We start from the raw sequence: 22,853 nt of genomic DNA, 5'->3' as shown, positions 1-22,853 counted from the left end.
AAGCCCCCTCCCACATTGAACGCGTTCAGTCTGTAAGAGTTTGAGTATTCCAGGAGTTTCCAATGGCGAAAAAACCCAAGGCTGCCACCTTTATCAAGGACCCGCTCTGGTACAAGGACGCGGTGATTTACCAGGTGCATGTCAAATCCTATTTCGACTCCAACAATGACGGCATCGGCGATTTTCCCGGGCTGATCGCCAAGCTCGACTACATTGCTGACCTCGGCGTGAACACCATCTGGCTGCTGCCGTTCTACCCCTCGCCACGCCGTGATGACGGCTACGACATCGCCGAATACCGTGGCGTACACAGCGACTACGGGACCATGGCCGACGCCAAGCGCTTCATAGCCGAGGCCCACAAGCGTGGGCTGCGCGTGATCACTGAGCTGGTGATTAACCACACGTCCGACCAGCATCCCTGGTTCCAACGCGCCCGCAAGGCCAAACCGGGTTCGGCGGCGCGGGACTTCTACGTGTGGTCGGATGACGACCAGAAATACGACGGTACGCGGATCATCTTCCTCGACACCGAGAAGTCCAACTGGACCTGGGACCCGGTGGCCGGCCAGTACTTCTGGCACCGTTTCTATTCGCACCAGCCCGACCTTAACTTCGACAACCCCCAGGTGATGAAAGCCGTGCTGTCGGTGATGCGCTACTGGCTCGACCTGGGCATCGACGGCCTGCGCCTGGATGCGATTCCCTACCTGATCGAGCGGGACGGCACTAACAACGAGAACCTCGCCGAAACCCATGGGGTGCTCAAGCAGATCCGCGCCGAAATCGACGCGAATTACCCAGACCGCATGCTGCTGGCCGAAGCCAACCAATGGCCGGAAGACACCCAACTCTATTTCGGTGACAGGAAGGGCGACGACGGCGATGAATGCCATATGGCCTTCCACTTCCCGTTGATGCCGCGCATGTACATGGCCCTGGCCCAGGAAGATCGCTTTCCGATTACCGACATCCTGCGCCAGACCCCGGAAATTCCGGCCAATTGCCAGTGGGCGATCTTCCTGCGCAACCACGATGAATTGACCCTGGAGATGGTCACCGACAAAGAGCGCGACTACCTGTGGAACTACTATGCCGCAGACCGTCGCGCGCGCATCAACCTGGGCATTCGCCGGCGCCTGGCGCCGTTGGTGGAGCGTGACCGGCGCCGCGTGGAACTGCTCAACAGCCTGTTGCTCTCGATGCCCGGCACGCCGACCCTCTACTACGGCGACGAAATCGGCATGGGCGACAACATTTACCTGGGTGACCGCGATGGCGTGCGCACGCCGATGCAATGGTCCATCGACCGCAATGGCGGTTTCTCCCGCGCCGACCCGGCCAGCCTGGTGCTGCCGCCGATCATGGACGCGCAATACGGCTATCAGTCGGTCAACGTCGAAACCCAGGCCCAGGACCCGCATTCACTGCTGAACTGGACGCGGCGCATGCTGGCGGTGCGCAAGCAATCCAAGGCGTTTGGCCGAGGCAGCCTGAAAATGCTGTCGCCGAGCAATCGCCGCATCCTGGCCTATACCCGTGAATACACTGGGGAGGACGGCCGCACTGAAACCATCCTGTGCGTGGCCAACGTTTCGCGCAGCGCCCAGGCGGCGGAGCTGGACCTGTCGGCGTTCGCCGGCATGGTGCCGGTGGAGATGCTCGGCGGTAACGCGTTCCCGCCCATCGGCCAACTGAATTTCCTGCTGACCCTGGCGCCCTATGGCTTTTATTGGTTCGTGCTGGCGGCGGAAAACCAGATGCCGAGCTGGCATGTGGAACCGGCCCAGAGCATTCCTGACTTCACGACATTGGTGTTGAAAAAACGTATGGAAGAGTTACTGGAAGAACCCTGCCGCACCACCCTGGAGCATACGTCGCTGCCGGCCTGGCTGCCCAAGCGCCGCTGGTTCGCCGGTAAGGACGCCACCATCGACAGTGTGCATATCGCCTACGGCGTGCGCTTCGGCGACGCCCAGCACCCGGTGCTGCTCAGCGAGATCGACGTGACCAGCGCGGGCCAGACCAGCCGTTATCAGCTGCCCTTCGGCTTCCTTGGCGAAGACCAGCTCACCAGCGCCTTGCCGCAGCAACTGGCAATGGCCCGGGTACGGCGCAGCCGCCAGGTAGGGCTGGTCACCGACGCCTTCAGCCTCGAGCACTTTGTGCGCAGTGTGATCCAAAGCCTGCAGGCCGGTACCGTGCTCAATAGCAGCGAGGGTGACCTGCGCTTTGAAGCCACGCCGCACCTGGCAGCCTTGCAACTGACGGATGAATCAGCGGTGCGCTACTTGTCTGCCGAGCAGTCCAACAGTTCGGTGGTGGTCGGCGAGAGCCTGGTGCTCAAGCTGATCCGCAAAGTCAGTGCCGGGGTGCACCCGGAACTGGAAATGAGCGCCTACTTGACCGCAGCCGAATACCCGAACATTTCGCCGTTGATGGGCTCGATGAGCCGGCGCGACGCCCAGGGTCAGGACAACCTGCTGATGATTGCCCAGGGCTACCTGAGCAACCAGGGCGACGCCTGGAGCTGGACCCAGAACAACCTCGAACGCGCCATTCGCGACGAACTGGCCGAGGCGATTTCCGAACAGGAGCAGCACTACAACGCCCTGGGCGAGCTGGCAGACTTTGCCGGCCTGCTCGGCCAGCGTCTGGGCGAGATGCACGTGGTGTTGGGCGCGCCTACCCAGAACAAGGACTTCAAGCCCGAAGTCACTTCGGTCAAGGACACCCAGGCCTGGGCCAAGGATGTGGGGGCGCAGATCGAGCGGGCCCTGCAGTTGCTCAAAGTAAATCAAAGCCAGTTGAACCCCGCCGATCAGGCGCTGGTCAGTGAATTACTGGCGCAGAAAAAAGCCATCGGCAGCCATGTCCAGGCGCTGGCGAAAGCCACGCTGGGCGGGTTGCGGATTCGCGTCCACGGTGACTTGCACCTGGGCCAGGTACTGGTGGTCAAGGGCGATGCCTATTTGATCGACTTTGAAGGCGAACCGGCGCGGCCGCTGCATGAACGGCGCGGCAAGCACAGCCCCTACAAGGACGTGAGTGGGGTGTTGCGCTCCTTCGATTACGCAGCGGCCATGGCCCTGAACGTGCAAGGGGTTGATCAATCGCCGGAAGCCGACGCCGCGCGTCGTCGCGTGACCGAGCGTTACCTGAGTGAAGCCCGCCAGGCATTTACCCAGGCTTATCAGGCGGCGACGGCTACACTGGCGCATGACTGGCAGGATGCCAACGGCCAGGACGCCGCGCTGACGTTGTTCAGCCTGGAGAAGGCCGCGTATGAAGTGGCCTACGAAGCGGAAAATCGCCCGAGCTGGTTGCCGGTGCCCTTGCAAGGGTTGCACGGTTTGCTCAGCGGGCTTACACCTGAATCGAAAACTGCACGCGGTGGGGAGACGTCATGAGTTTTACGCATAGAGAACCGCTGCAGCCCAAGTTGACTGCAATGCCGGCGTCCAAGGACGTCGAGGCGCTGGTACGCGCCGAGCACCACGATCCATTCTCGATCCTTGGGCCGCATGATGATGAGCAGGGCGGGCAATTTATCCGCGCGTTCCTGCCCGAAGCCTTGAGTGTCCAGGTATTGGCGCGTGACAGTGGCGAGCCGATCGGCAGCCTCGACGCCAGCCAGGTGCCGGGGCTGTTCGTCGGGCACTTCAGCACGCGTCAGGCCTACCTGCTCAAGATCCAGTGGGCCGGCGGCGAGCAGGTCACTGAAGACCCGTACAGCTTCAACCAATTGCTGCTCGGTGAAATGGACCTGTACCTGTTTGCCGAAGGCAACCACCGCGACCTGGGCAGTTGCCTGGGGGCTCAGGTAACCACGGTCGACGGCGTGCAGGGCGTACGTTTCGCCGTGTGGGCGCCGAATGCCCGACGGGTCTCGGTGGTGGGCGACTTCAACATCTGGGACGGTCGCCGGCACCCGATGCGCTTGCGCCATCCGTCGGGCGTGTGGGAGATTTTCATCCCGCGTCTGCAACCGGGGGCGGCCTATAAGTACGAGATTCTCGGTGCCCACGGCATTTTGCCGCTCAAGGCCGACCCGATGGCCCTGGCCACCCAGCTGCCGCCGGACACCGCTTCTAAGGTCGCCGCGCCATTGCAGGTGGACTGGCAGGACCACGAGTGGATGCAGGCTAGAGGTGACAAACAGAAATCCACCGCGCCGCTGTCGATCTACGAGTTGCACGTAGGGTCATGGCAATGCGAGCTGGACGAGGCCGGGGAAGTGTCACGCCAGTACGGCTGGCGCGAACTGTCCGAGCGGCTGATTCCCTATGTGCAGCAACTGGGCTTCACCCATATCGAGCTGATGCCGATCATGGAGCATCCCTTTGGCGGTTCGTGGGGCTATCAGGCCTTGTCCCAGTTTGCGCCGAGCGCACGCTTTGGCTCGCCGGAAGATTTCGCGTATTTCGTCAACGCCTGCCACCAGGCGGACATTGGCGTGATCCTCGACTGGGTGCCGGCGCATTTTCCGACGGACGCCCACGGCCTGGCGCAGTTCGACGGCACCGCGCTGTACGAATACGCCAACCCGCTGGAAGGTTTCCACCAGGACTGGGACACGCTGATCTACAACCTGGGCCGTACCGAGGTGCACGGTTTCATGCTCGCCTCGGCATTGCATTGGCTCAAGCACTTCCACGTCGACGGCCTGCGCGTGGATGCGGTGGCCTCGATGCTGTATCGCGACTATTCGCGCAAAGCCGGTGAATGGGTGCCCAACCGTCACGGTGGCCGCGAAAACCTGGAAGCCATCGATTTTCTGCGCCACTTGAACGACGTGGTGGCGCTGGAGGCGCCGGGCGCCCTGGTGATCGCCGAGGAATCCACCGCGTGGCCGGGGGTGAGCCAAAGCACCCAGCAAGGTGGCCTGGGCTTCAACTACAAATGGAACATGGGCTGGATGCACGACTCGCTGCATTACATCCAGCAAGACCCGGTGTACCGCGCCCATCACCACAACGAGCTGAGTTTCGGCCTGGTGTATGCCTGGTCCGAGCGGTTTATCCTGCCGATTTCCCACGACGAAGTGGTGCACGGCAAGCACTCGCTGATCGACAAGATGCCCGGCGACCGCTGGCAGAAATTCGCCAACCTGCGTGCCTACCTGAGTTTCATGTGGATGCACCCTGGCAAGAAGCTGCTGTTCATGGGCTGCGAGTTCGGCCAGTGGCGCGAGTGGAACCACGACCAGCAACTGGACTGGTACCTGCTGCAATACCCCGAGCACCGTGGGGTGCAGAAGCTGGTGGGCGACTTGAACCGCCTGTACCGCGAGGAACCGGCGCTGCACGAGCAGGATGACGCGCCTCAGGGCTTCCAGTGGCTGATTGGCGACGATGCGATCAACAGCGTCTATGCCTGGTTGCGCTGGAGCAAGGACGGCAAGCCGGTACTGGTCGTCGCCAACTTCACCCCGGTGCCGCGTGAGGCCTACGCGGTCGGCGTACCTTTCGCCGGACGCTGGAGCGAAGTGATCAACAGTGACGCCGACATGTATGCCGGGTCCAACTACGGTAATGGCGGTGCGGTACAGACCCTGGATGAACCCCGCCACGGGCAGCCGGTGTCGCTGTCGCTGAACCTGCCACCCTTGGGTGTGTTGATTCTGCGACCACAGGAGAGTTAAACGCGCCTGGCGCGACGGATGCGGTTGTCCGGGCTACTGGCAGGGTGCCACAATGGCACCTTTGTCGTAGCACTCAGACAGGCGAATCGCATGAATAGCCGTGGGCTTGGGCAAGACCCGGACCGTGTTATCGAACAGCAGGTGCGCACCGACCGTTTGCACCAGCTGTTTCGCCAGTCGTTCCCGGCGCTGTTTGGCAGCTACCTGGCTGCTCTTATGCTGTGCTGGTTGTGCTGGGACCGCTTCGATCACCAAGTGATCGTGGTATGGCTGGTGCTACTGGCCGGCTCGTCACTGCTGCGCCTGCAATTATTCCTTGAATGGTTCCGCTGCCCTGACAGCGAGCGTACGCCTGCGCGTTGGGAGCGGCGTTACTGGCTGACGCTGATGCTGTCGGCGGGCATCTGGGGGGGCGGGGCGCTGGCGGTGATGCCGGTCGATGACCGCGTGTCCCAGGTGTTGGTCATGCTGTTCGCCGTGGGCATGTCGGTCAGCGCGGTGTCGTGCTATTCGGCGTATCGCTACATGTCGCTGGGGTCCATGGGCCTGGTGCTGTTGCCCTGTACCCTGTGGCTGCTGTTCCAGCCGTCGCCGATGCAAGTGGGCGTGGCGCTGGCGGTGTTGGTGTTCTCATCCTTTGTGGTGGGCGCTACGCGCAAACTGTCCGACGCCCTGGAAAAAGCCTTTCGCCTGACCCGGCAAATGGAGCGCGCCCACACCATTTCAACCCACGCCTCCCAGACCGATGAGCTGACCGGGTTGATGAACCGTCGTGCATTTTTCGAACAGGCCCAGGCGCTCTATGCCCAGTGCCGTCGCGAGCAGCAGCCGCTGTGTGTGCTGATGCTGGACATGGATCACTTCAAAACCATCAATGACACCTACGGGCACCAAGCCGGTGATCAGGTGTTGCGTCAGATTGGCAGCGTGATCAGCACCTCGTTTCGCCAGATCGATGTGTACGGCCGCCTGGGGGGCGAAGAGTTCGCAATATTGCTGCCCAATACGTCCCTGGAGACCGCGCGCAGCATCGCCGAGCAACTGGTCCAGGCCATTGGCGATTTGCGGGCCGACCCGGTGCAGGGGCTGAGTGCCAGCCTGGGCCTGGCTTCGACCCATACCCAGGCGCTGGACTTGTATGGCTTGATGGACAGCGCCGACAAGGCGCTGTACCGGGCCAAGGCGCTGGGCCGCAATCAGGTGGCTGTGGCGGGCTGATCCTTGGCCATGGCCTTGGCCAACGCGCGCGCAACCTGTTCGGCGGAGTAGGGTTTGGCGAGGAATTCAAAGCCTTCATAGCCACTGTCCGCTAGTTCTTCGCTGTAACCCGAGACCAACACCACCGGCAGGTCCGCCCGGCGCTGGCGCATCAGTTTGGCCATGGCGACGCCGGTCATACCAGGCATCACCACATCCGAGAACACCGCGTCGAAGGCCCCGGCATCGTTGCCGGCCAGCGTCAGCGCCTGTTCGGCGTTGGTGGCCCAGGTGGTCTGGTAACCCAGATCCTTGAGGATCTGGCTGGCGAAGCGTCCCACCTCCAGGTTGTCCTCCACGATCAGTACATGCCGTTGGGCCAGGTCCAGCGGCGGTGGAAGGTCTTGCTGTGCGTCCTGCCGGGGCGCGGCTTCGCCTTCCACCTCGGGCAGGTACAGGGTGAACACCGTGCCTTGCCCCAGGGTGCTGGCCACATCGATATTGCCGCCCGATTGCTTGGCAAAGCCGAACACCTGCGACAAGCCCAGGCCGGTGCCCTTGCCGACGGCCTTGGTGGTGAAGAACGGCTCGAAAATGCGTTCGACGGTATCGCCGGGAATGCCCACGCCCGTGTCGGCCAGGGAAATAGTGATGTAGGGCAGGCGCGACTCGGCATCCCCGCGGATGCGCGGCAGCGGCTGCTGGCCGGCGACCTTGATGATCAGGCTGCCCTGGCCGTCCATGGCGTCGCGGGCATTGAGGACGATGTTGATCAGGGCGGTTTCGAACTGGCTGGGATCGATGCGCGCATAGCAGGGCTGGTCAGGCAATTGCACCTGCACCTGAATGCGTGCTCCGGTGACGCTCTCGAGCATGTCGCCGATGTTGCGCACCCGTTGGCTGACATCGAACACCTGCGGGTTCAAGGGCTGGCGGCGGGCGAAGGCGAGCAGTTGGCTGGTGAGCTTGCTGGCCCGCTCGACGGTATCGGACACCGCGCCCATATAGCGTTGCCGGCGTTCTTCCGAGAGCCCCGGTTGGCGCAGGAAATCCACGGATGAGCGAATGATCGTCAGCAGGTTATTGAAATCATGGGCGACGCCGCCGGTGAGTTGGCCGATGGCCTCGAGCTTTTGCGACTGGCGCAACGCGGCTTCGGCCTGGGCGAGGGCGCGGGTGCGTTCTTCGACGCGCTGTTCCAGGGTCGCATTGAGTTCGGTATAGGCCGCCAGGCCCTCACGCACCACGGCATCGGCGCGTACGCGCTCGATATGCGCCCAGGAACGTTCGGTGACTTCGCCCAACAGCGCCAGGTCATAGGAGGACCAGTGGCGGGGCTGTTTGTCGTGCACGGCCATCAGCGCGGTGAGGCGGCCGTCTTTGATCAAAGGCATACAAATGGTCGCCGTTACACCGAGTGCCTGGAAGTTCGCGGCTTCATGGGCCGGCAACTCGAGCAGGTTATTGCCGATCACCAGGGGCTCGCCGGCGCGCAGGCAGGCCACCGCGCGCTCACCGAACGCAGCCAGGCTGTAATGGCCGATGATGCTCGGCGAGCCTTGCGCCGACCAGTCGCCGCGAATGGTAAAGCCGTCTTGGTCGTCTTCCATGTCGGCGTAGGCGCAAATCGATACTTGCAGGTGTTCGGCCAGCAGGCGGGTGGTCGACATCATGATTGCTTCGGGGTCGGTGGCCGTGGCGACGCTGTTGCCGATGGCGTCCAGCACGGCCAGGCGCCGGGTGAGGAAGACCGTGGCGGTGGTTTCGGTGACGGTATCGAGCAACCCCACCACCGCGCCTTTTGCATCACGGATCGGGCTGTAGCAAAAGGTGAAATACGCTTGTTCAGGCGTGTCGTCACGCAGGATCAACAGCGGAAAGTTTTCGATATAGGTGGCCTGCCCGGCGAACGCGGTGTCGGCGATAGGGCGGATGTCATCCCATGCCTCGTGCCACACCTCGTTGAACGGACGGCCCAGGGCGTCGGGCTTGTTGCCCAGGATCGGCACGAATGCATCGTTGTGGAGGGTGATCAACTGAGGCCCCCAGACGATGGCTTGGGGAAAGCTGGAGGCGAAGCACAACGCAACGGTTGTCTTCAACACGTCCGGCCAGTGTTCAATTGGGCCCAGGGGCGTACTGGCCCAATCATGCCGACGAACCCGCTCTGCCATTACGCTGCTGCCTTGCAGCCAATTCATCATTGGGTTCACACCTTGCTCGCTACGCGTTGTTAAGCCTTGAAGAGGTCAGACCGACTAGCAACAGACCGGCCTGACCTGGATCAGTTCAGCGCGATTATCTCCTAGATAGCACTTTGATTTCATTGCCCATTTGGCGGGGCGAGTCGTCGCAGGTCCGGGCCTGCGCCCACCGTTATTGCGCGCCGAACAGCCCCGTCCAGTAGATGCCCGCATCGCTTTTCGGGTCCATTGCATAGGCCGCGCCCAATTCACGAAATTGCGGGTTCATCAGGTTGGCGCAATGGCCGGGGCTGGCGATCCAACCGTCGAGCACCTTGCGTGGGGTATCGAGGCCGGCGGCGATGTTTTCGCCGATGTTCTTTGCGATATACCCGGCCAGCTCGGCGCGGTCGCCGGGGGTACGGCCGTCGTGGTCGAGGTGATCGAAAAAGTTGCCGTTGGCCATGTTGCGGGTATGGCTGTTGGCGGCACCGGCCAGGTCGTCGTTCCACGACAGCGGCGTGGTTGCCGTGAACGCCTGGGTGCCGCACTGGCGCGGCTGGGAGCGGGCGGCGTTGATCAGGTCGAGCAGTTTGCGGCCTTCGGTCTGCCAGTCGCCCAGGCCGCTGGTCAGCAGCGGGCGGGCGAGCACGATGCGCCAGTCCTGGCCGCTGTTGCTCACGCCGATGTCAACGAATTGCGGGTCGAGTACCACGCGACAGAAGCTTTCACGCACCGCTTTCATGGCGGCCTCGGCATCCCTGGGCCCGGACAGGCTGATGGCCTGCACGTTGACCATGGGGTACGCGGCCCGCGCCAGCGATTGCTGCAAATCGCCGACATTGGTGGCCGGCAGCACCAGCCGTGTATCACTGTTCAGCGGTGGCAATTCCTGGGAACCCTGATCGCCGCAGCGCTGCACCTGGCTGCGGTACTGGTTGATCTGTTCGACTAACTGACTTTCTTCATTCGCCATCGCGCTGGCGCAGAACACCGTACTGGCGGCCAGCGTCGTAAGACCCATCATCAATGACAGAACGCGCATGGACGTTACCCTTGAGCTTGAAAGTGCCCATGATGCGCGATCCAGGTGCGTGCATGCACCCGTTGGTCCGAACTTTTTTTGTTCAATGCTTGAGTGCCGGCGGTTCAGGGCCGAGGCTTCACGGCGTGCAACAGGTACAATTGCCACTGCCTTGACGTGAAACCCCAGGAATTTGCATGTTCAGCCTTACCCGCTACACCACGCCGTGCCCCGAACCGATCAACAGCCAGATCCTGCAGTTGGTGGTCGACAACCTCACCGACATCAGCAGCGTGGCACTGGCGCCCAGCAACCTGCTCTACAACATTTACCAGTACGCCATCGGGTTTGAGGTGCACCTGTACCTGGAGGCGCTGGATGGATCGAAGGGCATCAGCGTTGAGCTGGTCGTGGCGATGCAGGAGGAGACCGTCGTTGGCTTTTGCCTGTACCTCCCGGTGAAGGACGACCCTCAAGCCTGTGGCGTGGCCTTTATGGCCGTGCACTCGGGGTTCAGGCGCCAAGGCGTGGCCCGGGCCATGCTGGGTGACGTGTTGGCGCGCTATCCCCATGGGGAGCTGGCGTGCTCGGTGGAGAAGGTCCCGGCATTCGAAGCGATGGGCTTCCAGGTGCGCGGCGCGCGTGGCACCCAAGTGCTGATGAATACGCGGGACTACGGCACCGATGGGTTGATGGGCGTGCTCGACGTGGCTGCTATCTACAGCTCATTGGAAGTGCGGCAGATCCATACCTACCTGCTGCAAAAGCATGGGAAGCGCGCGATGGTGGACGCGGAAAAGCAGCGCGACCGGCACCTGGATCAATTGACGCGCAAGGTGCAGCGGTTTGTAGACGAACGCTTGAGTTGAGCACCCACAGTGACTGCACCACTGCAATCGGGGGCAAGCCCCCTCCCACATTTGAAAGTATTCACAGTTCAAAGTGTGGGAGGGGGCTTGCCCCCGATAGCGGTGTATCAGTCACCTATTAATTGACTGAACCACTCCCACATGCGCCGCGCTTGACTATTGCCAGAATGGTCGCCAGCAGTTCCTGTTGCGCTTCTTCGCGGCTGATTTCCGCGCTGGCTGCGGCATGGGACAAGGCTTCGGCCGCGCCCAGCATGGCGCGCAGGCCCGCTTGGGAAAGCGTGCCATCCGGCGCGAAGGGCGCCAGGGCATCGCGGCATTTGTCGAGGAAGATCGCCTCGTACTTGCGCTTGAGCGCCTCCAGCTCCGGCGAGCCACTGAGCGCCGCCGTTACCCCCGGAATCTCCCGGCCCTGCAGCAACACGCAATCCACATAGGACGAGGCGATCACCCACGCGCGCGCTTCAAGCGTCGCGCTGCTGGCCTCGATGGCGTCAACAAACACCTGGTTCTGGCGCCCATCGAAATCTTCATACAGCGCGGCCAATAGGCCAGAGCGCGTGACGAAATGATCGTACACCACCGGTTTGGTCACCCCGGCCAACTCGGCCAGACGGCCCAGGGTCAGGGCGTCGGTGCCTTCCTCGCGCACCAGTTGCCAGGCTGTTTCCAATAACTGTTGCAGGCGTTCTTCGCGGGAAAGACGCCGGCGCGGGGCAGGAGATTGTTCGCTTGACATGCTTATATACCAAAAGTAACTTAAATAAGGTAACTTACTAAAAGTAGCTTAAGCCTAAAAGGAGTCAATGTCATGCATGCACTCATCGTTGTGGCTCATCACGACAGCCAATCCCTGACCCACAGCGTGGCCGCGCACGTGGGTGGCGGTTTGAGCGCCTCCGGGCACACCTTTGAAACCGCCGACCTCGCCGCCGAAGGCTTCGACCCGCGCTACACCGCCGCCGACCACCAGGTACACCGCAGCCGCGCCACGCCGCCGGCGGATGTCCTCGCCGAACAGGCCCGCATCGAGCGCGCCGACGCGTTGGTCGTGGTGTTCCCGATCTACTGGTGGTCCATGCCGGCGTTGCTCAAGGGCTGGATCGACCGTGTCTTCGTCAACGGCTGGGCGATCGATTACGGCCCCGATACACCGGTGACCAAGAAGTTGCGGCACTTGCAGGTGCACCTGCTGGCCTTGGGGGCTGCCGATGCCGGCGCCTTTGACCGGCACGGTTATGCCCAGGCCATGCGCACGCAGATCGATTACGGGATCTTCGACTACTGCGGAGCGCAGGTGCTGACCTCGCAGTTGCTGCTGGAATCGGAAAGCGACAGTGCCGAGGCGCATCTGCGAAAGGCCAGGGAGACAGGGCAGACGCTGTTTGTGCGCGAGACGGTAGCGGGGTGATTCAAGCGTTGCGAAACAGGTCGTGGGCGTCCAGCAAGCGGTAGGCAATCTCGGGCTGCTTCTCCAGGCCGCGCCGGATCGCCGCTGGAATCGATTGGCGGGTCTTGCGGCACAGGCCGGGCAGCTCGTCGATGACGATCTGGATACCGCGCATGCTCTTGACCTCGGTGTGGCCCGGCGCGATATGCAGGCGGATGCCCAGCTGTTCGTACATCCGCTGCTGCAGATGCTCGAGGTCCTGCAGGCTCTTGAGGTTTTCCAGGCGCTCGAGCAGGCGTTTTTCTTCCTGGCGTGTGAGGTGGAGAATGCGCAGGTCGGGCTCGGGCGCCTCCAGCAAGCGTTCGCGCTCGCAGTCACAAACGCCGGGCGGGCAGGGTTGGCGAATGGTCATGTGCGTGCCCTCCCTGAACCTGCGCTGTTGTCTTAATAGCTGAGCGTTACGCCCAGGCTGCCCAGGGCTTTCCAGTACCCAGGGTAAGTCTTGGCCACGCAGTCCGGGTCCTGGATGCGAATGCCCGCGACTTTCAGCCCGGCCAGGGCAAAGCACATGGCGATGCGATGGTCGGCGTGGGTATTGATCAAGGCGTTGCAGGACGTGCCGGCCAGGGCCGGGTCAGCCGCAACCAGCAGATCGTCGCCCTCGATGGTCGCCAGGCCCGGCCGGATTGCGTTGAGGCCGTCGTGCAGCGCCTGCACGCGGTCACATTCCTTGACGCGCAGGTTGGCCAGTTCCGTGAAGCGCACCGGCGTATTGTTGAACGCGGCGAGCACCGCCAGGGTCGGGATGGCGTCCTGCATTTGCGAGCCCACCACCGTGGCCTGCATGTTCGGGAACTGGGCGATCACCGCCTGGGCCTTGGCGTCCGGCTGGGTGAACGCCTCGGCGGCGACACCGATGTCGATACGGCCGCCGGTCAACACCTCTGCGGCCCACAGGTAGGTGGCTGCGGAGGCGTCGGGTTCGATCAGGTAATCATGGGCGGTGTAGCCGGTCGGGGCCACGCGCCAGGTGGTGTCGTCGACGGCTTCAACCTGGGCGCCGAAGGCACGCATGCAGTCCAGCGTCAGGTCCACATAGCCACGGGCGCCGATGTCCTTGCCGGTCAGGGCGACTTCAATCGGCGCTTCGCCGCATGCCGCGAGCATCAGCAGCGCCGAGACATATTGGCTGGACAGCCCTCCATCGATCTCGAAACGCTTGGCCTGGACCTTGCCCACACCGTGCACGGTCACCGGTGGGCAGCCGGTCGGGCTGTCGACCTGGATGCCGTTCTGGCCGAGGGTGGAGAGCAGCGGCCCGATCGGGCGCTTTTGCATGTACTCGTCGCCGTCCAGCACCACGGTGCCGTGCACGGTTGCCACGGCCGCGGTGAGAAAGCGCATGGCGGTGCCGGCATTACCGAGGAACAGCGGTTGTGGCGGCAAGTGCAGTTTGCCCTGGCCGGTGACCACGAACGTGGTGTCGTCCGGCTCGTCGATGGTCACGCCCATCTGCCGCAAGGCCACCGACATGTGACGGGTGTCGTCGCTCTTCAGGGCGCCGCTCAAGCGGCTGGTGCCCTTGGCCAGGGCCGCCAGCAGCAGGGCGCGGTTGGTAATGGATTTGGAGCCGGGGGGCGCGACCTTGCCATTGAGAGGAAAGTTGGGCGGGGTAACGGTCACGGTTTTCTGCGAACTCAAGGGACAAGGCTCCTGATCAAGGCGAGGTGGCATGGAGTGGCCGACGGGGCGGACCCGAATAATCGGCCAAAGGTGCGGTGCTTGTCGAGATTTAGCGCTTGCTCAGCCAGTAATCGTGCAGCGCCCGAGCCGCCGGTTCGATTTCGCTGACCCGCTGCTGATGGGCCCGCACATCCAGGTCCGCCGGTAATTCGAAATTGTCCTGCTCGGCGCACCAGGAAATTTTCTCGAACTGAGTGGCCAGTTCGGCGGGCAGCGGCGGCCAGTTGCCGATGGCCGCGCCACGGATATAGCCGAAGCACCATTCTTCGGCGAGGGTCACAACTTGGCCGTGGTGTTCCTTCTCATCGAAATGCGCCTTGAATCCCTGGGCATCACCGGCCAGTTGCGCCGCAAGCCTGTTCAGGTGACGCACGCACAGGTCCAGGAACTGCTTGGCTTCATCGGCGCTTTCCCACGCCGGGTTCTGCCCGCCCCAGATCGCCGGAAACCACTCGGCGATATCCACCTGCGTCGGGCTCGATACCAGCGCGGTGAAGTAGCCGTCGAGTTCGGCGACGTTGAGCACCGAATGGTCGTCGCCGTACTTGAGCAGGGTTTCTTCGATCTGGTCGAACTCGGCGGGGGTGAGCGGCTGGGCGTGCATGGGGCATATCCTTCAAACGTCGAACGCCGCAGGGGCGGCTTAAAGCGCCAAGGATGGCGCCTGGCAAGGTTTTTTGCCAGTCCCGCTTTTGGCCGATGCGCCGTTGCCTGCCCTTGTTATAGTTCGGGCCTTATCACTCGCCAGTCAGGGATCACGGCCATGTCCGAATACCAAGCGTTCGTTGTGGAACTCAGCGGCAACGTTGCCCATGTGCAGATCAATCGCCCGGAAAAGATCAACGCGATGAACGCGGCGTTCTGGAGCGAAATCATCGAGATCTTCCAATGGGTCGACGACACCGATGCCGTGCGCGCCGTGGTGCTCAGTGGTGCCGGCAAGCATTTTTCCTCCGGCATCGACCTGATGCTGCTGGCCTCGGTGGCCAATGAGTTGGGCAAGGATGTGGGCCGCAATGCACGCCTGCTGCGGCGCAAGATCCTCGGGCTGCAAGCCTCGTTCAATGCGGTCGACAACTGCCGCAAGCCGGTACTCGCCGCGATCCACGGCTACTGCATCGGCGGTGCCATTGACCTGATCAGCGCCTGCGACATGCGCTACGCCGCCGAGGACGCGCAGTTCTCGATCAAGGAAATCGACATGGGCATGGCCGCCGACGTCGGCACCTTGCAACGCCTGCCCCGCATCGTCGGCGACGGTATGTTGCGCGAACTGGCCTACACCGGTCGTCAGTTCGGTGCCGAGGAAGCGCGCAGCATCGGCCTGGTCAATCGCGTGTTTGCCGACCAGCAAAGCCTGTTGGCCGGGGTCATGGCCATTGCCCATGAAATAGCCACCAAGTCGCCGATCGCCGTGGCCGGTACCAAGGCCATGATCAGCTATATGCGCGACCACACTGTCAATGATGGCCTGGAATACGTTGCCACCTGGAACTCGGCTATGTTGCAATCCAACGACCTGCGCGTGGCCATCGCGGCCCATATGAGCAAGCAGGCACCCGAATTCTTGGATTGATCGATATGACCCCAGGCTGGATTACCACAACGCTGTTGGACAATGACGCTGCGGGCGGCTGGGCCGTCGCCCGCAGCCGCGATGGCTTTTTGCAGGATGCCAACGGGCCTCTGTTCCCTCGGGAATGGCTCAAGCGCCAGGACCTGTCGGTGTTTGCCGAACACGGCATCGGCCACCTCGATGGCGAGCCGGTGTACCTGCTGGAACTTGACAGCGCTGGCGAAGTACCGGGTTGCAGCTGGCAAGGCCTGCGCGGCTTTATGCTGCAGGGCGATCACACCCTGTACAAAGTGCTGGGCTATGCCGCACAGATCGGCACCTGGGCGCGCGAGCATCGGTTCTGCGGCAGTTGCGGCCAGGCGATGGTCAAGGTGCCACGGGAGCGGGCGATGTACTGCCAACCCTGCGACCTGCGCAGCTATCCGCGGATTTCGCCGAGCATGATCGTGCTGGTGACCCGGGGCGATGAGGTTCTGCTGGCGCGCTCCCCACGCTTTGTCACCGGGGTCTACAGCACCCTGGCCGGCTTTGCCGAGCCGGGTGAGTCGGCCGAAGACTGCCTGATCCGCGAAGTGCGCGAGGAAGTGCAGCTCGAGGTAAAGAACCTGCAGTACATGGGCAGCCAGTGCTGGCCGTTCCCGCATTCGATGATGCTGGGTTTCCATGCCGAGTATGCCGGTGGCGATATCGTGCCCCAGGCCGACGAGATCGAAGATGCGCAGTGGTTCAACATCCACGACCTGCCGCCGTTGCCGGCGTCACGCTCGATTGCGCGTTACCTGATCGACCTGTATGTGGCCCGTCGCTTAGGCCACGCTGAACCAGTGCTGCCAGGCTAGGCGCACCGTCAGGCCGAGCACCACGGTGATGAATACCGGGCGAATGAACTTGGCGCCGCCGCTGATTGCGCTGCGCGCGCCAAAGAACGCGCCGCCCATTACCGAGACGCCCATCGCCAGGCCGACCACCCAGTCCACCGAGCCATTGATGATAAACACTGTCAGCGCCGCCGCATTGCTGACGAAGTTCATGCTGCGCGCCACGCCGCTGGCCTTCACCAGGTCGATCGGGTGCAGCAGCATGGTGCTCACGGTCCAGAACGCACCGGTCCCGGGCCCGGCCACGCCGTCGTAGAAGCCCAGGCCGAAGCCCTGGGTAGCCTGCCATTTCTTCTTGATCGGCGCCTCGGCGTCCAGCGGTGCCTTGGGCGTGCCGCCGAACAGCAGGTACACCCCGCAGGCGAACACAATCACCGGCAGCATCTTGTTCAGGGTCTCGGCGGGCAAATAGTGCGCGACCACAGCGCCGGTCAGCGCGCCGACCAAGGTGCCGACGATGGCATGCACCCACTGGCGCGGGTGGAACAGCTTGCGGCGGTAGAAGGTGAAGCTGGCGGTGGCCGAGCCAAAGGTGGAACTGAGTTTATTGGTGCCCAGCACCAGATGCGGCGGCATGCCGGCGGTCAACAGGGCAGGGGTGGTAAGCAAGCCACCTCCGCCAGCGATGGCGTCGATGAAGCCAGCGATAAAAGCCACGACGGCGAGAATGGCGAGGGTAGTCAGGTCAACGCTGAGTTCGAAGGGCATGGGCAGGGCTTATTGTTGGAGGTGCGCTATGCGAAAGGCCGTATCTTACCTGTCGAATGTACGCAGAACCAAAAAATGTGGGAGGGGGCTTGCTCCCGATAGCGGTGGGTCAGTCAGCTTAAGTGTTACTGACCCACCGCCATCGGGAGCAAGCCCCCTCCCACATTTGGGTTATTTGTGAGTGCCCATCCATTCCAGCGCCGTGCGCCAGATGCAAATACCCAGGAAGTACGCCGACATCAGCGACCATAAGCCGAACGTCCACGGGTTGGTGTTCGGGTAATCCACCACCATCAGGAAGCTGCACAGCAACCAGATTGTGGTCACCGCGATATTGATCGGCATGAACCGCTTGACCCGGAACGGGTGCAGGAACTTCATCGGCGTCACGGTCAGCAGCGCCAGGCCGATTACAGTGAGCAAGGTGATCCAGGCGTCGGGCTGGATGATGTACACACACAAGGCCACCACGTTCCATGCCGCCGGGAAGCCAACGAAATAGTTGTCCTTGCTCTTCATGTTGACGTTGCAGAAGCAGAACAGCGACGACACCAGGATCACCGATACCGCAAACAGGTGGGTGAAGTCCGGCAGGTCGATATAGCGGTAGATAAACAGCGCGGGGATGAATACGTAGGTGAGGTAATCGATCACCAGGTCCAATACCGAGCCGTCAAAGCTGGGCAATACCGTGCTGACATTGACCCGTCGCGCCAGGGAGCCGTCGACGCCATCTACCACCAGTGCCAGGCCCAGCCACAGCAGGCAGGCCTTGGGGGAATTTTCCAGCAGTGCCAGGGTGGCCAGGAATGCCAGTACTACACCGGTGGCGGTAAAGCCGTGGGCGCCCCAGGCTTTGATTCTGGCTACATGCAGGGTCGATATCACGGGCGGTTCTCCAAAGGGTCAAACGGGGCAGCCGACAGCGTAACGCTGTCGAGTCTGGCCGGGGAATGCAGGTATCGACCGGGAAGGCAGGGATAAGGTTCACCGCCCGGCGTATGGCTTAGCGTAGCAAGCGTAGGACTTTTCGGCATCAGCCTTGGCGAAACACTAGGGCCTTCAACCCGCTTTGCGGGTCGATATCCGGGAATTCCGGTGGGTTTGCCAGGCGTTCTACAAAGCGCAGGCCCGGTGCCTCGCGGGTGACGCCGTCGATCAGGAAGTCTTCGCCAAAGGCCGGATCGTTCATGCACGCCAGCACCGTGCCCTGGGCCGTGAGCAAATCCGGCAGGCGGCGCAGTACGCGCTGGTAATCCTTGCTCAACAGAAAGCTGCCTTTCTGAAAGGACGGCGGGTCGATGATCACCAGGTCATAGGGGCCGCTGTTGGTGACTTTGGCCCAGGACTTGAACAGGTCGTGGCCCAGAAAGCTTACCTTGCTCAAGTCGTGACCATTCAGGCGATGGTTGTCGCGGCCACGGCTCAGGGCGCCACGGGCCATGTCCAGGTTCACCACATGGTCGGCGCCACCTTCGATCGCGGCCACGGAGAATCCGCAGGTGTAGGCAAACAAATTAAGCACGCGCTGGCCCCCGGCCTGCTCGCGCACCCAGTTGCGCCCGTAACGCATGTCGAGGAACAGGCCGCTGTTCTGCTTTTTACCCAAGTCGATCAGGTAACGCAGGCCGCCTTCGGTGATGGTCAGCTCATCGATTGCCTCGCCCACCAGCCACTCGGTGGTGCTTTGCGGCAGGTAGCGGTGTTGCAGCGCCACGGTATGGGCGCCGAAGCCGGCCCAGTCGATCTGCAACAACTGCTGCTTCAAGGCGTGCAGATGCTCGGTTTCCTTGAACAGCGCTACCAGCACCACGCCTTGCAGCCAGTCCACCGTCACCTGCTCGAGGCCCGGCCAGCAGCGGCCACGGCCGTGAAACAGGCGCCGGGTTTCAGCCGGAGCGCTCGCCAGGGCGGTGAGCAGATGGGCGTGCAGGGTAGCGAGTGCGTCTGGGGTCATCGTTGAGCGTCAGTCGTTGAGCGGGCGGCATTTTAAACACAATTGCGCGTCAGAGCGTGGCGATCAGGGCTGGACCAAAGGAATCGCGCAGAAAAACCGGCGCAATATAGCGCTCGTAATGCGCCTCGGACAGCAGGAAAAACTCCCGGTCAATCGCATCGCGCAGGTCCGTGAGGCTACGTTCACGAAACTCCGGCAGCAACGCCAACCCATAGGCGTCCAGCTTCGACATCACCCGCGCCCCCCGCGCAATCAGCTGGTATGCCCAGCAATACGGCGACTGTTGCGGCATGAAGCGAATCTTGCGGTCTTCCAGCTGTTGGCGCAGGCGCTGCGGGTCGAACACTTCCAGCTTGCTGGCCATGACCTGCACCAGCAACTGCTCGAGGCGCAGCCACACCGCGTGTTTTTCCTCGGCGTTATAGCCGTTCCACTGGATCACTTCGTGGTGATAACGCTTGCAGCCCCGGCAGACCAGGTCACCGTAGACGGTGGAGCACAGGCCTACACAGGGCGTTTTGATGGTTTGGTTGGGCATAAAGGGCAATTTCGTTCTCAATGTGGGAGGGGGCTTGCTCCCGTAGCAGTGGTTCAGTTAAAGCAGCTGTGACTGATACACCGCTATCGGGAGCAAGCCCCCTCCCACATGTTGGATCTGTGCTGTTGAATCAATCCCAGCTCAGCGCGCCGCCGGTCTGATACTCAATCACCCGAGTCTCAAAGAAATTCTTCTCTTTCTTCAAGTCCATAATCTCGCTCATCCACGGGAACGGGTTGGTCGTGCCTGGGTACTCTTCCTTCAACCCAATCTGCGACAACCGACGATTCGCGATGAACTTGAGGTAATCCTCCATCATCGCCGCATTCATGCCGAGAACGCCGCGTGGCATGGTGTCGCGCGCATATTCGATCTCCAGCTGCGTCCCTTGCAGGATCATCTGGGTCGCTTCTTCCTTCATCTCGGCATCCCACAAATGCGGGTTTTCGATTTTGATCTGGTTGATCACATCGATACCGAAGTTCAGGTGCATCGACTCGTCGCGCAGGATGTACTGGAACTGCTCGGCCACGCCGGTCATTTTGTTGCGGCGGCCCATGGAGAGGATCTGGGTGAAGCCGCAATAGAAGAAGATGCCTTCCAGCACGCAGTAGTAGGCGACCAGGTTGCGCAGCAGTTCCTTGTCGGTGTCGACGGTGCCGGTTTCGAACTTCGGATCGGAGATCGAGCGGGTGTACTTCAGGCCCCAGGCCGCTTTCTTGGCGACCGATGGAATCTCGTGGTACATGTTGAAGATCTCGCCTTCATCCATGGCCAGCGATTCGATGCAGTACTGGTAGGCGTGGGTGTGGATCGCTTCTTCGAAGGCCTGGCGCAGGATGTACTGGCGGCACTCCGGGTTGGTGATCAGGCGGTACACGGCCAGCACCAGGTTGTTCGCAACGAGGGAGTCGGCGGTGGAGAAGAAGCCCAGGTTGCGCATGACGATGCGGCGTTCGTCGTCGGTCAGGCCTTCGGGGTCTTTCCACAGGGCGATGTCGGCGGTCATGTTGACCTCTTGCGGCATCCAGTGGTTGGCGCAGCCGTCGAGGTATTTCTGCCAGGCCCAGTCGTACTTGAAGGGCACGAGTTGGTTGAGGTCGGCGCGGCAGTTGATCATGCGTTTTTCGTCAACGGCGACGCGGGCGGAGGCGCCTTCGAGTTCGGCGAGGCCTTCGGCGACGTCGAGTTTGTCCAGGGCAGCCTTGGCGCGCACGATGGCGGCGGAGTCATTGGCGGTGACGGCGCGGGCTTCGATGGCGGCAGCAGCGCCGGCCCCGTCGAGGCGGTCCATGTTGGCTTCGGTGGCGTGGCCGGCGTTGGCGCCTTTGATCACGGGGGCAACGCTGTCTTCGCTGTCGACTTCATCCCAACTCAGCATCGAAATACTCCTTCCTGTTCTGTTTTGACGGTGCGTGAAACCGTCCAAAAATATGCGGTTTGCAGGCTTCAAGGCATTGAAATACGGCGCATAGTGTGGTCGGAAAATACCGAGCCTGCACACTATGTAGTGGTGTTATGTGTTTGTGGGCACACTATATGGTGTGTGACAGCGATGGTCAACGCACAAGTCGGCGCCTGAGCGTTGAACGCTGGAGGGGAGTCCGTCAGATGACGTGGGCGTGTTGCAACTCGGTCAGGCACAGCGCCTTGAGCCGAGCCAGGGACGGATCGCGCCGGTCTCGCGGGTGCGGCAAATCCACCGCCAGCACCTGGCGAATGCTGCTGGGCCGATTGCCCATCACCAATACCCGGTCGCTGAGGTACAGCGCCTCGTCCACATCATGGGTCACCAGCAGCAAGGCGATGGCATGGTGTTCGGCCAGTTGCAGCAGCAGGTCCTGCAGCTTCATGCGCGTGAACGCATCCACGGCGCTGAACGGTTCATCCAGCAGCAACACCTGCGGCCGTGAATACAGGCCCCGTGCAATCGCGACCCGTTGCGCCATGCCGCCGGACAACGCCTTGGGCAGCGCCTGGGCAAAACCCGTGAGGCCGACTTCTTCGATCAACTGCGTGACCCAGGCCTTGTCGTAGTGATTGTCCGCGCTGAAGCCGATGTTTTGCTCCACCGTAAGCCAGGGCATCAACCGTGGTTCCTGGAACACGAAGGCCACCTCGCCGTTGGGGCTGCGCAGTTCGCCCTGGTAGTCGTTGTCCAGTCCCGCGACAATGCGCAACAAGGTGCTTTTGCCGCACCCGCTGGGCCCCAGCAGGCTCACGGCTTCGCGCGGTTGCAAGGCCAGGCGCACATTGTTCAAGACGGCGGCGCTGTCGAAGCTTTTGCGCACAACGTGAATGTCCAGCAGCGGTTGCACACTCATTTTCCGGCTCCCTGGAAGGTGTCGCGCCAGGCCAGGCAGCGCTTTTCCAGTGCCGCGAGCAGGCCATCGCTGACCTTGCCGAGCAGCGCCAGTACGATGATCGCCGCCAGCACGATATCCGGCCGCGAGGTTTCCCGCCCATCGCTGAGCAGGTAGCCCAGCCCTTTGGTGGCCGCGATCAACTCTGCCGCCACCAGAAACATCCAGGCCAGGCTCAGGCCGCTGCGCAACCCGGTAAACAGGCCGGGCAGCGCCGCCGGTAAGAGGATGCGACGTACCAGGCGGCGCCGATTGAACCCATACATTTGCCCGACTTCCACGAGCTTGCGATCGATATCGCGGATGGCCGCAACGCCATTGAGGTACACCGGGAAGAACGCGCCAATCGCGATCAGCACGACCTTGGAGGTCTCGTCGATGCCCAGCCACAGCAGCAGCAATGGCACCCAGGCCAGGCTCGGGATCGAGCGCAACCCGGCGAAGGTCGGCTCCAGATAGGCCTCGGCTTCGCGGCTCAAGCCCACCCAGGCGGCGAATACCAAGGCCAGGCTCGCACCAATGGCAAAACCCAGCAGCACCCGCACCAGGCTGGCGCTGATGTGTTTCCACAGGGAGCCTTCGGCGAGGTCCGCCAGGGTCACGGCGATCTCGCTGGGCGCCGGCATCTGGTACGACGGCAGCCAGCCCACGCGCACCACCGCCTCCAGCACCAGCAGGATCAGTACTGGCAACACCAGGCCCTTGAGCCGTTGCGGCCAGGCGCTGCGCTTGATCTGTCGTGGCGGGGCGAGTGGCAGGGCTTGGGTTTTGCTGGTCATCACG

Annotated in this window: 20 protein-coding genes; 7 read left to right on the top strand and 13 right to left on the bottom strand. The window is 62.4% G+C overall.

Going from position 1 to position 22,853, the window contains the following annotated elements:
* Positions 1-62: 62 nt before the first annotated feature.
* From treS to C4J90_RS15145, 3 genes are all read left to right on the top strand, one after another.
* On the top strand, positions 63-3,410 hold the full coding sequence (treS, locus tag C4J90_RS15155) for a maltose alpha-D-glucosyltransferase (protein WP_124420212.1): 3,348 nt from the start codon (positions 63-65) through the stop codon (positions 3,408-3,410).
* Positions 3,407-5,644: a 1,4-alpha-glucan branching protein GlgB gene (glgB, locus tag C4J90_RS15150; protein ID WP_124420211.1), complete on the top strand. Its 2,238-nt coding sequence runs from the start codon at positions 3,407-3,409 to the stop codon at positions 5,642-5,644. Before treS ends, glgB begins: the two co-directional genes overlap by 4 nt.
* Positions 5,645-5,734: 90 nt before the next feature.
* On the top strand, positions 5,735-6,862 hold the full coding sequence (locus C4J90_RS15145) for a diguanylate cyclase (RefSeq protein WP_124420210.1): 1,128 nt from the start codon (positions 5,735-5,737) through the stop codon (positions 6,860-6,862).
* Here the strand turns inward: C4J90_RS15145 and C4J90_RS15140 are convergent.
* Positions 6,841-9,045 carry a GAF domain-containing protein gene (locus tag C4J90_RS15140; RefSeq protein WP_124420209.1) on the bottom strand — a complete coding sequence of 735 codons (2,205 nt, stop codon included), beginning with the start codon at positions 9,043-9,045 and terminating at the stop codon, positions 6,841-6,843. The two genes, C4J90_RS15145 and C4J90_RS15140, sit on opposite strands and share 22 nt — an antisense overlap.
* Before the next feature lie 172 nt (positions 9,046-9,217).
* Positions 9,218-10,069 carry a CAP domain-containing protein gene (locus C4J90_RS15135; RefSeq protein WP_124420208.1) on the bottom strand — a complete coding sequence of 284 codons (852 nt, stop codon included), beginning with the start codon at positions 10,067-10,069 and terminating at the stop codon, positions 9,218-9,220.
* A gap of 176 nt (positions 10,070-10,245) precedes the next feature.
* Between C4J90_RS15135 and C4J90_RS15130 the strand changes: the two genes are divergently transcribed.
* Positions 10,246-10,917 carry a GNAT family N-acetyltransferase gene (locus C4J90_RS15130; RefSeq protein WP_124420207.1) on the top strand — a complete coding sequence of 224 codons (672 nt, stop codon included), beginning with the start codon at positions 10,246-10,248 and terminating at the stop codon, positions 10,915-10,917.
* 118 nt (positions 10,918-11,035) lie between these two features.
* Here C4J90_RS15130 and C4J90_RS15125 read toward each other — a convergent pair whose 3' ends face one another.
* On the bottom strand, positions 11,036-11,656 hold the full coding sequence (locus tag C4J90_RS15125) for a TetR/AcrR family transcriptional regulator (RefSeq protein WP_124420206.1): 621 nt from the start codon (positions 11,654-11,656) through the stop codon (positions 11,036-11,038).
* Positions 11,657-11,728: 72 nt separating this feature from the next.
* Between C4J90_RS15125 and C4J90_RS15120 the strand changes: the two genes are divergently transcribed.
* Positions 11,729-12,328, top strand: coding sequence for an NAD(P)H-dependent oxidoreductase (locus C4J90_RS15120; protein WP_124414888.1), 600 nt, complete (start codon positions 11,729-11,731; stop codon positions 12,326-12,328).
* A 1-nt stretch (position 12,329) separates the two neighbouring features.
* Here C4J90_RS15120 and C4J90_RS15115 read toward each other — a convergent pair whose 3' ends face one another.
* The 3 genes from C4J90_RS15115 to C4J90_RS15105 all read right to left on the bottom strand — a co-directional run bounded on the left by C4J90_RS15115 (position 12,330) and on the right by C4J90_RS15105 (position 14,654).
* Positions 12,330-12,719 (bottom strand): hypothetical protein, encoded by a 390-nt coding sequence (locus C4J90_RS15115; protein ID WP_124420205.1) that lies wholly within the window; start codon positions 12,717-12,719, stop codon positions 12,330-12,332.
* Between the two features lie 32 nt (positions 12,720-12,751).
* Positions 12,752-14,008: a 3-phosphoshikimate 1-carboxyvinyltransferase gene (locus tag C4J90_RS15110; protein WP_124420204.1), complete on the bottom strand. Its 1,257-nt coding sequence runs from the start codon at positions 14,006-14,008 to the stop codon at positions 12,752-12,754.
* A gap of 91 nt (positions 14,009-14,099) precedes the next feature.
* Positions 14,100-14,654, bottom strand: coding sequence for a UPF0149 family protein (locus C4J90_RS15105; RefSeq protein ID WP_124420203.1), 555 nt, complete (start codon positions 14,652-14,654; stop codon positions 14,100-14,102).
* A gap of 159 nt (positions 14,655-14,813) precedes the next feature.
* Here C4J90_RS15105 and C4J90_RS15100 point away from each other — a divergent pair, with 159 nt between their 5' ends.
* Both C4J90_RS15100 and nudC read left to right on the top strand, forming a co-directional pair.
* Entirely contained in the window at positions 14,814-15,626 is an 813-nt protein-coding gene (locus C4J90_RS15100) for a crotonase/enoyl-CoA hydratase family protein (protein WP_124420202.1), read from the top strand.
* A 5-nt stretch (positions 15,627-15,631) separates the two neighbouring features.
* Entirely contained in the window at positions 15,632-16,465 is an 834-nt protein-coding gene (gene nudC / locus C4J90_RS15095; protein WP_124420201.1) for an NAD(+) diphosphatase, read from the top strand.
* On the opposite strand, the gene C4J90_RS15090 is transcribed toward nudC, so the two are convergent.
* The 7 genes from C4J90_RS15090 to C4J90_RS15060 form a co-directional block, all read right to left on the bottom strand.
* On the bottom strand, positions 16,433-17,212 hold the full coding sequence (locus C4J90_RS15090; RefSeq protein ID WP_124363154.1) for a TSUP family transporter: 780 nt from the start codon (positions 17,210-17,212) through the stop codon (positions 16,433-16,435). The genes nudC and C4J90_RS15090 overlap by 33 nt on opposite strands.
* A gap of 171 nt (positions 17,213-17,383) precedes the next feature.
* Entirely contained in the window at positions 17,384-18,100 is a 717-nt protein-coding gene (gene pcsA, locus C4J90_RS15085) for a phosphatidylcholine synthase (protein WP_124363153.1), read from the bottom strand.
* Between the two features lie 148 nt (positions 18,101-18,248).
* Positions 18,249-19,169 carry a class I SAM-dependent methyltransferase gene (locus C4J90_RS15080; protein ID WP_124420200.1) on the bottom strand — a complete coding sequence of 307 codons (921 nt, stop codon included), beginning with the start codon at positions 19,167-19,169 and terminating at the stop codon, positions 18,249-18,251.
* Between the two features lie 49 nt (positions 19,170-19,218).
* Positions 19,219-19,707, bottom strand: coding sequence for a DUF1289 domain-containing protein (locus C4J90_RS15075; protein ID WP_124404433.1), 489 nt, complete (start codon positions 19,705-19,707; stop codon positions 19,219-19,221).
* Positions 19,708-19,837: 130 nt separating this feature from the next.
* A complete protein-coding gene (locus C4J90_RS15070; RefSeq protein WP_124367292.1) occupies positions 19,838-21,088 on the bottom strand; it encodes a ribonucleotide-diphosphate reductase subunit beta in 1,251 nt (416 codons plus the stop codon).
* Between the two features lie 226 nt (positions 21,089-21,314).
* Complete coding sequence (locus C4J90_RS15065) at positions 21,315-22,031, bottom strand: ABC transporter ATP-binding protein (protein WP_124420199.1); 717 nt, start codon at positions 22,029-22,031, stop codon at positions 21,315-21,317.
* Entirely contained in the window at positions 22,028-22,849 is an 822-nt protein-coding gene (locus tag C4J90_RS15060; protein WP_124414880.1) for an ABC transporter permease, read from the bottom strand. Before C4J90_RS15060 ends, C4J90_RS15065 begins: the two co-directional genes overlap by 4 nt.
* Positions 22,850-22,853 lie beyond the last annotated feature (4 nt).

Origin of the sequence: Pseudomonas sp. R2-60-08W (assembly GCF_003852335.1) — a bacterium.
In the GTDB taxonomy this organism is placed as follows: Bacteria; Pseudomonadota; Gammaproteobacteria; order Pseudomonadales; family Pseudomonadaceae; genus Aquipseudomonas.
The sequence above is the reverse complement of the archived record's forward strand: the minus strand, read 5'-3'. Positions and strand labels throughout refer to the sequence as shown.

Coding starts and splice junctions, on each gene's coding strand:
- treS (WP_124420212.1), top strand. CDS start 63: ATGGCGAAAAAACCCAAGGCTGCCACCTTTATCAAGGACCCGCTCTGG.
- glgB (WP_124420211.1), top strand. CDS start 3,407: ATGAGTTTTACGCATAGAGAACCGCTGCAGCCCAAGTTGACTGCAATG.
- C4J90_RS15145 (WP_124420210.1), top strand. CDS start 5,735: ATGAATAGCCGTGGGCTTGGGCAAGACCCGGACCGTGTTATCGAACAG.
- C4J90_RS15140 (WP_124420209.1), bottom strand. CDS start 9,045: ATGATGAATTGGCTGCAAGGCAGCAGCGTAATGGCAGAGCGGGTTCGT.
- C4J90_RS15135 (WP_124420208.1), bottom strand. CDS start 10,069: ATGCGCGTTCTGTCATTGATGATGGGTCTTACGACGCTGGCCGCCAGT.
- C4J90_RS15130 (WP_124420207.1), top strand. CDS start 10,246: ATGTTCAGCCTTACCCGCTACACCACGCCGTGCCCCGAACCGATCAAC.
- C4J90_RS15125 (WP_124420206.1), bottom strand. CDS start 11,656: ATGTCAAGCGAACAATCTCCTGCCCCGCGCCGGCGTCTTTCCCGCGAA.
- C4J90_RS15120 (WP_124414888.1), top strand. CDS start 11,729: ATGCATGCACTCATCGTTGTGGCTCATCACGACAGCCAATCCCTGACC.
- C4J90_RS15115 (WP_124420205.1), bottom strand. CDS start 12,719: ATGACCATTCGCCAACCCTGCCCGCCCGGCGTTTGTGACTGCGAGCGC.
- C4J90_RS15105 (WP_124420203.1), bottom strand. CDS start 14,654: ATGCACGCCCAGCCGCTCACCCCCGCCGAGTTCGACCAGATCGAAGAA.
- C4J90_RS15100 (WP_124420202.1), top strand. CDS start 14,814: ATGTCCGAATACCAAGCGTTCGTTGTGGAACTCAGCGGCAACGTTGCC.
- nudC (WP_124420201.1), top strand. CDS start 15,632: ATGACCCCAGGCTGGATTACCACAACGCTGTTGGACAATGACGCTGCG.
- C4J90_RS15090 (WP_124363154.1), bottom strand. CDS start 17,212: ATGCCCTTCGAACTCAGCGTTGACCTGACTACCCTCGCCATTCTCGCC.
- C4J90_RS15080 (WP_124420200.1), bottom strand. CDS start 19,169: ATGACCCCAGACGCACTCGCTACCCTGCACGCCCATCTGCTCACCGCC.
- C4J90_RS15075 (WP_124404433.1), bottom strand. CDS start 19,707: ATGCCCAACCAAACCATCAAAACGCCCTGTGTAGGCCTGTGCTCCACC.
- C4J90_RS15070 (WP_124367292.1), bottom strand. CDS start 21,088: ATGCTGAGTTGGGATGAAGTCGACAGCGAAGACAGCGTTGCCCCCGTG.
- C4J90_RS15065 (WP_124420199.1), bottom strand. CDS start 22,031: ATGAGTGTGCAACCGCTGCTGGACATTCACGTTGTGCGCAAAAGCTTC.
- C4J90_RS15060 (WP_124414880.1), bottom strand. CDS start 22,849: ATGACCAGCAAAACCCAAGCCCTGCCACTCGCCCCGCCACGACAGATC.